Annotated in this window: 14 protein-coding genes; 6 read left to right on the forward strand and 8 right to left on the reverse strand. The window is 61.6% G+C overall.

Features of this window, described 5'->3' with window-relative positions; all coding sequences use genetic code 11:
• Nucleotides 1–1,415, forward strand: a 1,415-nt coding sequence (locus tag PDO_RS02395) for an alpha-D-glucose phosphate-specific phosphoglucomutase (protein WP_007597310.1), incomplete at its 5' end; no start/stop codon positions are given.
• Between the two features lie 77 nt (nt 1,416–1,492).
• Here the strand turns inward: PDO_RS02395 and PDO_RS02400 are convergent.
• Nucleotides 1,493–1,942, reverse strand: a complete 450-nt coding sequence (locus PDO_RS02400) for an SRPBCC family protein (protein WP_007597313.1) — start codon at nt 1,940–1,942, stop codon at nt 1,493–1,495.
• Between the two features lie 31 nt (nt 1,943–1,973).
• Entirely contained in the window at nt 1,974–2,579 is a 606-nt protein-coding gene (locus tag PDO_RS02405; protein WP_007597315.1) for a TetR/AcrR family transcriptional regulator, read from the reverse strand.
• A gap of 195 nt (nt 2,580–2,774) precedes the next feature.
• Here PDO_RS02405 and glgX point away from each other — a divergent pair, with 195 nt between their 5' ends.
• From glgX to PDO_RS02420, 3 genes are all read left to right on the forward strand, one after another.
• Nucleotides 2,775–4,733 (forward strand): glycogen debranching protein GlgX, encoded by a 1,959-nt coding sequence (glgX, locus tag PDO_RS02410; RefSeq protein ID WP_007597317.1) that lies wholly within the window; start codon nt 2,775–2,777, stop codon nt 4,731–4,733.
• An 89-nt stretch (nt 4,734–4,822) separates the two neighbouring features.
• Nucleotides 4,823–5,311, forward strand: coding sequence for a MaoC family dehydratase (locus PDO_RS02415; RefSeq protein WP_007597320.1), 489 nt, complete (start codon nt 4,823–4,825; stop codon nt 5,309–5,311).
• Nucleotides 5,312–5,318: 7 nt separating this feature from the next.
• Nucleotides 5,319–6,374, forward strand: coding sequence for a DUF2332 domain-containing protein (locus tag PDO_RS02420; protein ID WP_007597322.1), 1,056 nt, complete (start codon nt 5,319–5,321; stop codon nt 6,372–6,374).
• 9 nt (nt 6,375–6,383) lie between these two features.
• On the opposite strand, the gene PDO_RS02425 is transcribed toward PDO_RS02420, so the two are convergent.
• The 6 genes from PDO_RS02425 to PDO_RS02445 all read right to left on the reverse strand — a co-directional run bounded on the left by PDO_RS02425 (nt 6,384) and on the right by PDO_RS02445 (nt 12,221).
• The gene (locus PDO_RS02425) at nt 6,384–6,698 is read right to left on the reverse strand and encodes a type II toxin-antitoxin system RelE/ParE family toxin (RefSeq protein ID WP_007597324.1); all 315 of its coding nucleotides are present in this window, start codon (nt 6,696–6,698) and stop codon (nt 6,384–6,386) included.
• Nucleotides 6,699–6,813: 115 nt separating this feature from the next.
• Nucleotides 6,814–6,975 carry a hypothetical protein gene (locus PDO_RS28165; protein WP_007597326.1) on the reverse strand — a complete coding sequence of 54 codons (162 nt, stop codon included), beginning with the start codon at nt 6,973–6,975 and terminating at the stop codon, nt 6,814–6,816.
• Nucleotides 6,976–7,091: 116 nt separating this feature from the next.
• Entirely contained in the window at nt 7,092–7,646 is a 555-nt protein-coding gene (locus PDO_RS02430) for a sarcosine oxidase subunit gamma (RefSeq protein ID WP_007597328.1), read from the reverse strand.
• Nucleotides 7,639–10,632, reverse strand: coding sequence for a sarcosine oxidase subunit alpha (locus PDO_RS02435; RefSeq protein ID WP_007597330.1), 2,994 nt, complete (start codon nt 10,630–10,632; stop codon nt 7,639–7,641). The genes PDO_RS02430 and PDO_RS02435 overlap by 8 nt, the downstream gene beginning before the upstream one ends.
• On the reverse strand, nt 10,629–10,949 hold the full coding sequence (locus PDO_RS02440) for a sarcosine oxidase subunit delta (protein ID WP_007597332.1): 321 nt from the start codon (nt 10,947–10,949) through the stop codon (nt 10,629–10,631). Before PDO_RS02440 ends, PDO_RS02435 begins: the two co-directional genes overlap by 4 nt.
• An 18-nt stretch (nt 10,950–10,967) precedes the next feature.
• Entirely contained in the window at nt 10,968–12,221 is a 1,254-nt protein-coding gene (locus PDO_RS02445; RefSeq protein ID WP_007597333.1) for a sarcosine oxidase subunit beta family protein, read from the reverse strand.
• A gap of 303 nt (nt 12,222–12,524) precedes the next feature.
• On the opposite strand from PDO_RS02445, the gene rpsU reads away from it, so the two are divergent.
• Together rpsU and PDO_RS02455 are read left to right on the forward strand one after the other, a co-directional pair.
• Nucleotides 12,525–12,776 carry a 30S ribosomal protein S21 gene (gene rpsU / locus PDO_RS02450; RefSeq protein WP_007597334.1) on the forward strand — a complete coding sequence of 84 codons (252 nt, stop codon included), beginning with the start codon at nt 12,525–12,527 and terminating at the stop codon, nt 12,774–12,776.
• Between the two features lie 134 nt (nt 12,777–12,910).
• Nucleotides 12,911–13,774, forward strand: a complete 864-nt coding sequence (locus PDO_RS02455) for a tetratricopeptide repeat protein (protein ID WP_007597335.1) — start codon at nt 12,911–12,913, stop codon at nt 13,772–13,774.
• The last annotated feature ends 29 nt before the right edge of the window (nt 13,775–13,803 follow it).

Here is a 13,803-nt window from a genome sequence, read left to right on the forward strand (position 1 = left end):
CCGCGGCCAACGGCTTCGGCAAGGTTCTGGTCGGCCAGGGCGGCATTCTCTCGACGCCTGCCGCATCGCACGTCATCCGCAAATACAAGGCCTTCGGCGGCATCGTGCTGTCAGCCAGCCACAACCCCGGCGGCCCGACCGAAGACTTCGGCATCAAGTACAATATCGGCAATGGCGGCCCTGCCCCGGAAAAGATCACCGACGCGATCTATGCCCGTAGCAAGGTCATCGACACCTACAAGACCGTCAATGCCGCCGATATCGATCTCGACAAGGTCGGCACATTCGAGCTTGCCGGCATGAAGGTCGCGGTGATCGACCCGGTTGCCGACTATGCCGAACTGATGGAAAGCCTGTTCGACTTCAATGCCATCCGCAACATGTTCGGCCTTGGCTTCCGCATGGTGTTCGACGCCATGAGCGCCGTCACCGGCCCCTATGCCAAGGACATCATCGAAGGCCGCCTTGGCGCCCCGGAAGGCACGGTCCGCAATTTCATTCCGCTGCCCGACTTCGGTGGCCATCACCCGGACCCCAACCTGGTGCATGCCAAAGACCTTTATGACGAGATGATGAGCGGTGCCGGCGCACCCGATTTCGGTGCCGCCTCCGACGGCGATGGCGACCGCAACCTGATCATCGGCAAGGGCATCTTTGTGACCCCTTCCGATAGCCTGGCGATCCTTGCCGCCAATGCCCATCTGGCGCCCGGCTATTCCGGCGGCATCGCCGGCATCGCCCGCTCCATGCCGACCAGTGCGGCCGCTGACCGCGTCGCGGAAAAGCTCGGCATCGGCATCTACGAGACGCCGACCGGCTGGAAGTTCTTCGGCAACCTGCTCGACGCCGGCAAGGTCACGATCTGCGGCGAGGAAAGCGCCGGCACCGGCTCCAGCCATGTCCGCGAAAAGGACGGTCTCTGGGCCGTCCTGCTCTGGCTCAACATCCTCGCCGTGCGCGGTGAAAGCGTCTCCGACATCGTCCACCAGCATTGGGCGACCTACGGCCGCAATTACTATTCGCGTCACGACTACGAGGGCGTCGATACCGAGCGCGCCAACGGCCTCGTCGCCATGCTGCGCGACAAGCTCGCCACGCTGCCCGGCACCAAGGTCGGCGATCTGACCGTCGCTGCCGCCGACGATTTTTCCTATCATGATCCGGTCGACCACTCGGTCTCCAACAACCAGGGCATCCGCATCCTGTTCGAAGGCGGCAGCCGCGTCGTCTTCCGCCTGTCCGGCACCGGCACGTCCGGAGCGACCCTGCGTGTCTATATCGAGCGCTACGAGCCGGATGCGTCCCGCCACGATATCGAAACCCAGGCAGCGCTTGCCGACCTGATCGCCGCTGCCGAAACGCTGGCCGAGATCAAGAGCCGCACGGCTTTCGACGAACCGACCGTGATCACCTGAGGCAAGAGTGGAAGCCGCAGGATAAAACTGAAAGGGCGGAGGTTCGACCTCCGCCCTTTGGCTTCAGGCTTGGCGTTTCAACCGTCTTGCTGGATATCCGGCTCCACCAGCAGAGCCAGTTGCGCCAGCGATTCCTGCCACCCGAGATAACATGCCGCTTCCGGGATCATTTCCGGCACGCCGGCCTGCGTGATCTTGATGTCGGTACCGCAGAAAACCTCCGTCAGCTCCACCGTGACATTCATCTCGCCCGGCAGGTTGGGATCATCGAACACGTCGTTGTAGCGGATCAGCTTGCCGGGAATGAGTTCCAGATAGGTGCCGCCGAAGCTGTGCGATTGCTGCGTGGTGAAATTGGTGAACGACATGCGGAATGTGCCACCCACCTTCGGTTCGAAGTGATGCATCTTGGCGACAAAGCCATAGGGCGGGACCCACTTGCATTGAGCATCGCCATCCATGAAGGCCCGATAGACCTTCTCCGGCGACGCTTTCAGCACCCGGTGCAGTCGGATTGTATGGGGCATTGTCATTCCTCCTCTTCTGATTTTTCTGGATTCAGCATTCCGCAGGCAGGATCATTTCCAGGTATCGACGCAGATGCCGCAAATTCTCACGCGCGGTTTCTGCAGCCAGCTTGGCCTTGGCAAAGATGAACGCCCCCTGCAGCACCGCTTGAATGAAGTAGCCGACGCTTTCCGCGGTCCAGTCGGCATCCGGAGCATAGTGGGCGCGGGCCTGTTCGAGATCGGCGGCGAGCCTTCCGATATGCGACGACATGCCGAAGTCGCAGGCTTCGCGGATCGAGGGATGCGACTGATAGGTCTCCTGCACCAGCGTACCGAGCAGGCAGGTGAATTCCGGCACCTCGAAATCGAGGATGGCCATGCGGAAATCGACATAGCCGAGAATGCGGTCGCGCGGATCGGCGAGGCTTTGATACGGCGCCTGCTCGAAGACTTCGGTGGTGAACTGGTTCCAATGCTCGACCGCGCCGAGGATCAGTTCTTCCTTGCTCTTGAAGTGGTGGAAGAAGCTGCCTTTGCTGACGCCGGCCCGTCGACAGATATCCTCCACCGTCGTCGCCGCATAACCCTGCTCCCGGATCAGGCCGAGCGTGGCCTCCAGCAGTTTCATGCGTGACGGGTGAATGATTTCGTTCATGTCGGCATTGTCCTCTTGCAATTATTAAACCAACCAGTTGGTATGCTGTCAATGGCGAACTTTCTTCGGTCCCGGCAGGTGAAAATGGAACAAAGCAACAGGGATATGGCAGGCAAGCGTTTCGCGCGCTTCAGCAACTGCTAACCTGTCTGCGTGACACAGACAGATTCGCCACCCCAAACCGCGGAAGACGTCATGAGCCAAAATCCTCTCGGAGCCGTGCTGCATCCCGCCGGCACAGATTTTTCCCTCTGGTCGCATCATGCCACATTGATCGAACTCTGCCTGTTCGATGCCGATGGCCGCACGGAAACAGCCCGCCTGCCGATGACGCGCGATGGCGACGATATCCATCGGCTTTTCGTCGGGAACGCAGGCGAAGGGACCCGCTACGGTTTTCGCGCCCATGGCCCCTACGATCCGGCGGAGGGCCATTGGTACGATCCCTCCAAGCTGCTGGTCGATCCATACGCCAAGGAGCTCGACCGCCCCTTCGTCCATGATCCGCGGCTTGCAGAATTCGGCACGGACACAGCCGACCTCGTGCCGAAAGCCATCGTGACGCGCGATGTGCCGGTCAAGGCGATGATGCCGCTCCTGCCGCGCGGCGGCTTCATCTACGAAGTCGCGGTCAAGCCTTTCACCATGCTGCATCCCGATGTGCCGGAAGCGCAGCGCGGTACGCTGGCAGCCCTCGTCCATCCCTCGGTGATCGCCCATCTGAAGAAGATCGGCGTCGATGCCGTCGAACTGATGCCGATCACCGCATGGCTCGACGAGCGTCACCTGCCGCCGCTGGGCTTGTCCAACAGCTGGGGTTACAATCCCATCGCCCTGATGGCGCTCGATCCGCGCCTCGTGCCGGGCGGCGTCAAGGAACTGCGCGAAACGGTCGACACCCTGCATCATGAAGGCATCGGCGTCATCCTCGACCTCGTCTTCAACCACACCGGCGAAAGCGATGTGCAGGGAACGACGCTCTCGATGCGCGGCATCGACAACCGATCGCTCTATCGCCACCTGCCGAATAATCCGGCGACATTGGTCAACGACACCGGCTGCGGCAACACGCTTGCCTGCGATCATCCGATGCTGCGCCGGCTGATCATCGATTCGCTGCGCCACTTCGTTCTTCAAGGCGGTGTCGATGGCTTCCGCTTCGACCTCGCGCCGGTGATCGGCCGCCACTGGGACGGCTTCCACCGCGATGCGCCAACGCTGAAGGCCATGCTCGAGGATGATGTGCTCGAAGACCGCATCATGATCGCCGAACCCTGGGACATCGGCCCCGGCGGCTACCAGCTTGGCCAGTTCCCGGCCCCCTTCCTCGAATGGAACGACCGCGCCCGCGATGTCTTCCGCCGCTACTGGCGCGGCGACAGCCACCTGACAGGCGATCTCGCCACGGCACTTGCCGGCTCCGCCGACCTCTTTGCCCACCACGGCGGCAGGGCAACCCGCAGCGTCAATTTCATCGCCGCCCATGACGGCTTCACCCTGCTCGACCTCGTCTCCCACGAACACAAGCACAATGAGGCCAATGGCGAGCACAATCGCGACGGCCACAACGAGAACCATTCCTGGAACAACGGCGCCGAAGGCGAGACCACTGACCGCACGATCCTGCGCAACCGACGGCAGGACGTCGCAGCTCTGCTCGCCACGCTCTTTGCCAGCCGTGGCACGATCATGCTGACGGCCGGCGATGAATTCGGCCGCACCCAGCGTGGCAACAACAATGCCTATTGCCAGGACAATGCCCTGACCTGGCTGGACTGGCAGAACCGCGACACGGAGCTGCTGGAAACGACCGCAGGCCTTGCCGCCATGCGCCAGCGCTTTACCGCCTTCTCCGACACGCAATTCCTCGATGGCAATGGCGACGTCGAATGGCTTTCAGCAAGCGGTGAAGCCATGACCGTTGCCGACTGGGAAGATCCGGACCTGCGGGTCTTCGCCATGCTGTTGAAAACGCTGGATCGCCAGACCGGAAAGCCCGCCCGCATCGCCGTCCTGTTCAACCGTGCGCATGAGACACGCGACGCGATCCTCAGTCCCGAAACGGGACGAAAATGGAAGAAGCTGTCCTCGGGGCGCGGTGCTGCGGCAATTCATCTGAAACCGCGCTCGGTCGAATTCTGGCTCGAAGCATGATTTATTGCATGGATGGACAGTCCAGCTATTCCGCATGACAGGAACCACCTATAACCTATAGGAAAATATCGACAAAAGAGTGAGGTTCCATGCCACGTGAGATTTCCCTGTCCGAAGTTCGGGGGCTGCTTGGAACCGTCGTCGGTGTCTCCGACTGGATCACCGTCGACCAGACCATGATCGACGCCTTTGCCGGCGCGACCAATGACCACCAGTTCATCCACACCGACCCCGTCCGTGCAGCAGCAGAGACGCCTTATGGCGGCACGATTGCCCATGGCTTCCTGACCTTGTCGCTACTCTCGGCGATGAACTATGACTGCCTGCCCAAGATCCGCGAACAGACGCTGGGCATCAACTACGGCTTCGACAAGGTCCGTTTCATGTCGCCGGTCAAATGCAACAAACGCATTCGCGGCTCCTTTCTGCTGGCGGCCGCAAGATTTCGCGGCGCCGGCATGCTGATGAACACCTATGACCTGACCGTCGAGATCGAGGATGAACGCAAGCCGGCCCTGACGGCAAGCTGGATCACCATATCGCAGTTCGACCCGAAGGATCGTCCGGAAGGGGTGTAAGCGGACTATGCCGAACGAACGCGCCGAGACCATTCGCCAGAGTTTCCGCCGCCAGGCCAAGGCCTGCACCGATCTCGGCTCGCCGTTTACCGCCAGGCTCTGCCTGCTCGCAGCAGAACGCCTGACCGACGAAACACCGGTCGGCGCCACAATCCTCGGCTGGTCCGGCAATCCGGATGGCACCCATGATGCGCTCGCTTTGCGGCTCGCCGGCACGCTGCATGCCCTCGTTCGCAGCGGCCAAAACCCGGAACTTGCTGCGGTCTACCCGCCGCACGCCGCGGAAGACGAGATGCTTTGGGCGGCCATAGAAACGGCCCTGAAGCACAATGAGGACTTCATCCTTGAACGCCTCAAATCGGCGCCGCAGACCAACGAGGTCCGCCGATCGTCGGCTCTCCTACCAGGCTTCCTGACAATCGCAAGGATGACGGGAAAACCTTTGCGTCTTTCCGAAATCGGCGCCAGCGCCGGTCTCAACCTGCACTGGGATCGATATGCCTATACGCTGGGCGAGGTCGAATGGGGCGGTCCATCCACCGTCGTGCTTCAGCCCGCATGGCAAGGCCCATCGCCACCAAGCGCCCCAATCGAGATCATCGATCGCGCCGGCTGCGACCTGAACCCGCTCGACCCGACATCGGAAGCGGATCGGCTCCTGCTTTTCTCCTACATCTGGGCCGATCAGGAGGATCGGCTGCAGAGAACGGCAGCAGCCCTTTCCATCGCCGCCGAAACCCGGATCAAGGTCGAGAAAGCCGACGCCATCGACTGGCTACGCACCTGCCTCTCGCAACCGCATCCTGGCATCACTCACGTCATCTACCACACCATCGCCTGGCAATATCTGCCGGCAGATCTGAAAGCCGAAGGCGAAACCCTGATCGCGGAGGCCGGTTCCCGCGCCACGTCAGACGCCCCACTTGCCCGCCTGCAGCTCGAAGCCGATGGCAAACCGGAGGGCGCGGCGATCCTGCTCACCCTGTGGCCGAGCGGCGAGACACGCGAGATCGGCCGCGCCGATTTTCACGGGCGCTGGGTGAAATGGGTGGGGTGGAGCTGAAGCAGCAGCCTATCCGCTTGATCGGAACAGAACCGCGTAGTCCCTCCTGCCGTAAAATATGTTCGTGATCAGGACTTTGCCGTCCTCGACTTCATAGAGAATGATAGCGCTGCGCTCGAAGGCGACCATGCGCAAACCCACCGCCAGATCATCCCTCGGCGCGCCTGCATGCGGCACATCACCGATGCTCTCGCAACGGGCACGAATGCGCCCGACATATCGTCTCGCGGTTTCCGGTGACTGGCTGAGCGATAGCACGAAGCGAAAGATCTCACGGAGATCATCCAACGCCTGCGCACGAAAGCGGACCTTAGCCCGCCGCACGCCCCGCCTCCGACTTGGCCTCCCGCATCATCAGGTCGAGGGCTGCATCAATCTCATCGATGCTGAAGTCGGGTCGTGGATCATCGATCGCGTGGCGAACTTTCTCCCGGATCAATTAAAGCCGCTGGCCTTGGTCTTCACGCGTCTCACGCCAGGCATCAATGGCCGCCAAAACGGCATCGTCCGCCGATGCAAAGTCGCCGACATCGACGAGATCATGCACAGCATCCAGCGTTTCGTTCCGCAAAGTGATTGTGGTTCGGGATGTACCGGTCATCATTCTCTCCTTGGCGGAAGCATAGCACGCAACCGAAAGGCGCGCGAGGTACACCTCAACGGCAAAAAGGCCGGGTCACCCCGGCCTCTTGCAAATCCATTCCGATGTCCCGCCCCTCAGAGCGAGGCGTCTTGCGCCCCTTCGGACAGCATGCCGAAGGCATAGGTGGCAAAGGATCGCCAGCATTCGACACGGAAAGTTTCTGCCTCGACGCGGTACAACACGATCTCGATCTTGCCGAACACGGTGCGGGTCACGGCGCCGACCGGGAATGCGGCAAGCGAAAGATCCAGCGCCGAGCCTGCATTGATCGCATCAGCCGATGCCGGGCCCGACACGATGATCGCGGTGTTGCGATGCGAAACGTCGGTTGCCGAATGCGCGACACCCGAGGCCGCACAATCGGCCATCAGGTCGCCGCCCTTTTCGTCGATCAGCAGCCATTCATCCGGACCGATCCAGAATGCGGTGCGGCCCTTAGACAAGACCGAAGCTCTCGGCTTGACCGGCAGTTTCAGGCCAAGCGACGTCGACAGAGCGCCCACATCTTCGGCGCGGGCGCGCAGCACGACGCGGCCGGCCGGCAGAGCTGGCGTCAGCCGCACCTTGGCGCTGCCGCCCTGGTAGCCGGAAAGTACGGTTTTACGTTCGGCAATCACAGGTTCAGCCATGGATCCGGCCTCCTTCCTTGTCTACGAAGACCATGTCGGTCACTTCGACCGCGATGGTCTTGTCCTTCATCGGCACATAGAGCGTCTCGCCCATGCGCGCCCGGCCGCCGGCCACCACCGCGATGGCAATGGAACGTCCGAGGTTTTCCGACCAGTAGGACGAGGTCACATGCCCGAGCATGGTCATCGGCTTCGGCTGGTTCGGATCGGCAACGATCTGGCCGCCCTCTTCCAGAACCTCGTTCGGGTTCTTGGTCAAAAGGCCGACCAGCTGCTTGCGGCCTTCCTTGACGAGATCCGGCCGCTTCATGCCGCGGATACCGACGAAGTCCGTCTTCTTCTTCGACACCGCCCAGGAGAGGCCGGCGTCGTCGGCAGTCAGCGTGCCGTCGGTGTCCTGGCCGACGATGATATAGCCCTTCTCGGCGCGCAGCACGTGCATGGTTTCCGTGCCGTAGAGGCAAGCCCCCATCGACTGCGCCCGTTCCCAGATCGCCTGGAAGACGGAAGCGCCGTAATCGGCCGGCACATTGACTTCGAAGCCGAGTTCACCGGTAAACGACACGCGGAACAGCCGCGTCGGCACGCCGCAGAACGTGCCCTCGGCCACGCTCATATGCGGGAAGGCCTCGTTGGAGAGGTCGATGCCCTCGACGAAGGGCGCAATGATCTCGCGCGCCTTCGGACCCTGGACGGCGATCACCGCCCATTGTTCGGTGGTCGAAGTCAGCCAGACCTTCAGATGCGGGAATTCCGTCTGCAGGTAGTCTTCCATGTGGTTGAGCACACGCGGCGCACCGCCCGTGGTCGTGGTCACGTGGAAGCGATCTTCGGCGAGACGCCCGACGACGCCGTCGTCATAGATGAACCCGTCTTCGCGCGTCATGATGCCGTAACGCGCCTTGCCCGGCTTCAGCGTGTCCCAGGCGTTTGTATACATCAGATTGAGGAACTCGGCCGCATCCGGTCCGACCACCTCGATCTTGCCGAGCGTCGAGGCGTTGAACACGCCTGCAACGTCGCGAGCGGTCTTGCATTCGCGGTTGACGGCCGCATGCATGTCCTCGCCCGGCTTCGGGTAATACCACGCACGCTTCCAGTTGCCGACATCCTCGTATTCGGCGCCTTGGCTGACTTCATAGGCATGCATCGGCGTCTTGCGCGTCGGATCGAACAATTCGTCACGCGAGTGGTTGATCAGCGTACCGAAGGTGACAGGTGTGTAAGGCGCGCGGAAGGTGGTGAGACCGACCTGCGGGATTTCCTTGCCCAGTACCTCGGCAGCAATCGCAAGGCCATGCATGTTCGACAGCTTGCCCTGGTCGGACGCCATGCCGTTGGTGGTGAAGCGCTTGATATGCTCGATCGAATGCATGCCTTCGCGAACGGCGAGGCGAATATCCTTGGCGCAGACATCGTGCTGGAAGTCGACGAAGGCCTTGACCGTTGTGTCGCGCCCGGCGCCTTCGGCAGCACCCACCATACCGCCGGTCCAGTCATGCGCATTCGAACCCGACAGTTGCACCGGCAGGACATCGGCAGCACCTGCCGCCTTCGCCATCGCGGCACCGGCAGCGGTCGCCTCGTCGAGCAAGGCCTGCAGGTCGTCGGTGCCGTTGCAGGCGCCTACGCAGATGCAGTCCTGCACATAGACATCCGGCAGGAAGCGGTCGTTGGCCGCATCGAATTTCAGCTTGCCGCGCGACTGCGAGAACAAATGCACCGAAGGGGTCCAGCCAGCGGAGATCAGCAGAGCGTCGACTTCAACCTTGCGGCTCGAGCCGCCGCCATTGCGACGAACGGTGATCGAACGCACCCGCAGGCGGCCGGCCGTATCGACAACGCCGGAACCGGTGAGCACTTCGATACCCAGCGCACGCGCTTCCGCCAGCACCTTCTCGCCCGGCTTTTCGCGGGCATCGACGATGACCGGAACCGACACGCCGGCCTTCTTCAGGTCGATCGCCGCTTCGTATGCAGAATCATGCGCCGTGTAGACGCCAACCTTGGCACCGACAGCCACGCCGAAATGGTTGAGATAGGTGCGGCCGGCCGATGCCAGCATGATGCCGGGGCGGTCGTTGTTGGCGAACACCATGTGACGCTCGATCGCGCCGCTGGCGATGATGACGCGTTTGGCCCGCACCTGCCACAACCGCTCGCGCGGCAGCGCCTTGCCCGGGTTGGAGATATGGTCGGTGACACGCTCGACCAGCGCGACATAGTTGTGGTTGTGATAACCGAAAGCCGTCGTGCGGGTCAGAACGGTCACATTCGCCATGGCCTTGAGCTTGGCGACGGTTGCCTGAGCCCACTCAAAACCATTCTGACCATCGACGGTCGCGCCGAGGTCATAGTGGAAGGCACCGCCCATTTCAGGCTGTTCGTCAACGATGATGACGCGAACACCGGTCTTTGCTGCAGCAAGCGCTGCGGCCAGACCCGCCGCACCACCACCGGCAACGAGAACGTCGCAATGGGCATAACGATTGGCATAGTGATCCGGATCGGCTTCCTTGGGCGCAACGCCGAGACCGGCGGCACGGCGGATGAAGGGCTCATAGATCTGGTGCCAGGCGGCCTTTGGCCACATGAAGGTCTTGTAGTAGAAGCCGGCAGCAAAAAACGGCGCCAGCAGGTTGTTGACCTCGTTGATGTCGAAGGACAGCGACGGCCAGCGGTTCTGCGTCTCGGCACGCATGCCGTCGAACACTTCCTGCACCGTGGCGCGCACGTTCGGCTGGCGACGGGCGGCATCGCGCGAAATGTCGAGCAGTGCATTCGGCTCTTCGGGGCCTGCGGTCAGGATGCCGCGTGGACGGTGGTACTTGAACGAACGGCCGGCCAGATGCATGCCGTTGGCGAGCATCGCCGAAGCGACGGTGTCACCTTCATAGGCCGTCAGGCTGCGACCATCGAGCGTGAAACGGGATGTGCGGGCGGGCGTCAGGCGACCCTTGCCCGGAATACGATTGGCAGCACTCATGCCTTGTCTCCCTTCGGCTCTGCAGAAGCGATAAGCGTTGCCGGATCCGGCATCGGCTCGCCGGCCTTGTAGGTCAGCAGGATCTTGTCACTGACGGTGTCGCGAGCCGCATTGAAGAAGCGGCCGCAGCCATTGAGATGGCGCCAGCGTTCGAAGATCAGACCCTTCGGGTTGTCACGCAGGAAGAAATAGTCGGCAAACTCCTCGTCGGAAATTGCCGAGATATTGGCAGGCCGGGCGATATGGGCTTCGCCGGCGGCGCGAAACTCGAGCTCAGCGCGCTCTTCTTCGCAATAGGGGCACTTGATGATCAGCATGTTGATCGATCCTTGAAATCAGTGAGCAACGGCAGCGGCGGCTGCCTCGTCGATCAGGCGGCCGGTGCGGAAGCGATCGAGCGTCAGGCCCTGGGCCAGACGATGCGGCTCGCCCTTGGCGATCAAATGCGCGAACAGATTGGCCGACCCCGGTGTCGCCTTGAAGCCGCCGGTTCCCCAGCCTGCATTCACGAACAGGTTCTGAACCGGTGTCACGCTCTGGATCGGCGAACGGTCGGCCGTGTTGTCGGTGATCCCGCCCCATTGACGCATCATCTTGACACGACGGAACATCGGGAACAGTTCGCAGATCGCATCCAGCGTATGCGTGATGATCTGCATGCCACCGGTCTGGCTGTAAGAATTGTACTGGTCGGTACCGGCACCGATGACCAGTTCGCCCTTGTCCGACTGCGAGATATAGGCATGCACCGTGTTGGACATCACCACGCAGGGAAAGATCGGCTTCATCGGCTCTGACACCAACGCCTGCAGCGGCGTCGAATGCACCGGCAGGCGCACGCCTGCCATGCCCATGACGACGGAGGAATGACCGGCTGCCGAAACGCCGACCTTCTTTGCACCGATAAAGCCCTTAGTCGTGTCGACACCGGTGACTTCGCCACCCGGACCACGGCGGATGCCGGTGACTTCGCAGTTCTGAATGATATGCACACCGCGATCCGATGCCGCACGAGCAAAGCCCCAGGCGACCGCATCATGGCGGGCTGTACCGCCGCGACGCTGCAGGGCAGCGCCGTTGATCGCATAACGCGCAGTCTTGGAGATATCGAGCGGCGGGCAGAAGGCCTTGGCCTGTTCCGGCGTCAGCCACTCATTGTCGATGCCATAGAGATTGTTGGCATTCACGTGGCGCTTGAACGACTGCTGGTCATGCACATTGTGCGACAGCATCATCACGCCGCGCGGCGAATACATGACATTGTAGTTGAGATCCTGGCTGAGGCCCTCCCAGAGCTTTAGCGAATGCTCGTAAATGTCCATGCTCTCTTCATAGAGATAGTTGGACCGGATGATCGTCGTGTTGCGGCCGGTATTGCCGCCGCCCAGCCAACCCTTCTCGATCACCGCCACATTGGTGATGCCATGCTCCTTGGCTAGGTAATAGGCCGCGCCGAGGCCGTGGCCGCCGGCACCGATGATGATCACGTCGTAGGATTGCCGGGGCTCGGGAGAGGTCCATTGAGCCTCCCATCCCTTGTGGGCACGCATTGCCTCGCGGACAACGGCAAAGACCGAATATTTGCGCATTCGCCTTAAACTCCTGTGGTTCAGGCATCTGGGTAGGCCGATAGCTGTCGCAAATCAATATGCGTCATGACGTCCGTTTTGCGACGCATAGAGGCTCAGCTTTCGACACGCCCGGCAATGCCCAGCGGTGCACCAAAATATATTGGCCGGAACGCTTGCACCATATGGACTTCGGTGAAGCGATCTGTTAATTGCCCTCGCTAATCGCCGGGCTCAAGGGCCCGCGGAACTCATTGCTTTTTCCGTCTGCGGATCTTCTGTCGACGGAATGACAACTCAAAGAACCAAAGGAACGGGATAGACGTGCAGGTACTTGTCCGCGACAACAACGTTGATCAGGCGCTCCGCGCTCTCAAGAAGAAAATGCAGCGCGAAGGCATCTTCCGTGAAATGAAGATGCGCGACTTCTACGAGAAGCCGTCGCAGAAGCGTGCTCGCGAGAAGGCTGAAGCCGTTCGCCGCGTTCGCAAGCTGGCCCGCAAGCGCATGCAGCGCGAAGGCCTGATCGCGGCTCCGGCTCGCCCGGCTGCTGCGGCTCGTCCGGCGGCTCGCTAAACGGCCCCGATTTAGACGTTTTCCTGTGAAATGAGGGCGGGGGCGAACAATCGCCGCCGCTCTTTTGATATGTAACTCAACTTAACGCTGCCCGTCAGGTTCGCCTGCGCCCAGCGGCTGGACGACTAGCAATCATGACCGAAACGACCGTCTTTTCGACCGCCCTCACCGCCGACCGTAAGAGACGCTATGTTTCCGCAGCAGCCGTGATTGCACTTCTGTCCCTGGCAGGGTGCGCGACGACCAACGAATCGACCGACGTGATCACGCTCGACCGAGCGCAGGGCTCCGAGGAAAACATTGCGTCGCTGTCCAGCGTCATCCAGTCCAATCCGCGCGATCCGGAAGGCTACAACGTCCGTGGGTCCGCCTATGGTCGCTCCGGTGACTTTAAGCGCGCCATCGACGATTTCAACACTGCCCTGCAGCTCAACCCGAGCTTCTATCAGGCCTATGCCAACCGCGCCCTCGTCTATCGCAACATGGGCAAGCCGGTCGAAGCCGCAGCCGACTACAATGCAGCGCTGAAGATCAATCCGAATTACGACGTCGCTTACATCGGCCGCGGTAACATCTACCGTCAGGCTGGCCGCGTCGATGAAGCCTTCGGCGATTTCAACCGCGCTATCCAGCTCGACACGACCGATGGTCGCGCCTATCACAATCGCGGCCTGATCTACCAGCTGCGTGGCGACCACGCCAAGGCGATCGATGACTTCTCCAAGGCCATATCGATGTCGCCCCGCGCGCCTGAGCCGTACAATGGCCGAGGCGTTTCCTATGTCGCGCAGAACAATGACGAAAACGCTTTCGCAGATTTCAACCTGGCGATCGAGTTGAACAACAAGCTGGCCGAGAGCTGGGCCAACCAGGCGCTGATCTACGAGCGTCGCGGCGACAAAGCCCGTGCTGCAAAGTCCTACTCGCACGCGCTGCAACTCGATCCGAAATACGACCCGGCCAAGCAGGGCCTTGCCCGCACGCGCGTCGCCAGCTGATCAAGCGACCACATTCCATTGCAAAAAAG

It is taken from the genome of Rhizobium sp. PDO1-076, from assembly GCF_000247475.1.
In the GTDB taxonomy this organism is placed as follows: Bacteria; Pseudomonadota; Alphaproteobacteria; order Rhizobiales; family Rhizobiaceae; genus Allorhizobium.

Bases quoted from the DNA above. Each gene is read 5' to 3' on its own strand.
- PDO_RS02400 (WP_007597313.1), bottom strand. From the start codon at position 1,942: ATGCCCCATACAATCCGACTGCACCGGGTGCTGAAAGCGTCGCCGGAG.
- PDO_RS02405 (WP_007597315.1), bottom strand. From the start codon at position 2,579: ATGAACGAAATCATTCACCCGTCACGCATGAAACTGCTGGAGGCCACG.
- glgX (WP_007597317.1), top strand. From the start codon at position 2,775: ATGAGCCAAAATCCTCTCGGAGCCGTGCTGCATCCCGCCGGCACAGAT.
- PDO_RS02415 (WP_007597320.1), top strand. From the start codon at position 4,823: ATGCCACGTGAGATTTCCCTGTCCGAAGTTCGGGGGCTGCTTGGAACC.
- PDO_RS02420 (WP_007597322.1), top strand. From the start codon at position 5,319: ATGCCGAACGAACGCGCCGAGACCATTCGCCAGAGTTTCCGCCGCCAG.
- PDO_RS28165 (WP_007597326.1), bottom strand. From the start codon at position 6,975: ATGACCGGTACATCCCGAACCACAATCACTTTGCGGAACGAAACGCTG.
- PDO_RS02430 (WP_007597328.1), bottom strand. From the start codon at position 7,646: ATGGCTGAACCTGTGATTGCCGAACGTAAAACCGTACTTTCCGGCTAC.
- PDO_RS02435 (WP_007597330.1), bottom strand. From the start codon at position 10,632: ATGAGTGCTGCCAATCGTATTCCGGGCAAGGGTCGCCTGACGCCCGCC.
- PDO_RS02440 (WP_007597332.1), bottom strand. From the start codon at position 10,949: ATGCTGATCATCAAGTGCCCCTATTGCGAAGAAGAGCGCGCTGAGCTC.
- PDO_RS02445 (WP_007597333.1), bottom strand. From the start codon at position 12,221: ATGCGCAAATATTCGGTCTTTGCCGTTGTCCGCGAGGCAATGCGTGCC.
- PDO_RS02455 (WP_007597335.1), top strand. From the start codon at position 12,911: ATGACCGAAACGACCGTCTTTTCGACCGCCCTCACCGCCGACCGTAAG.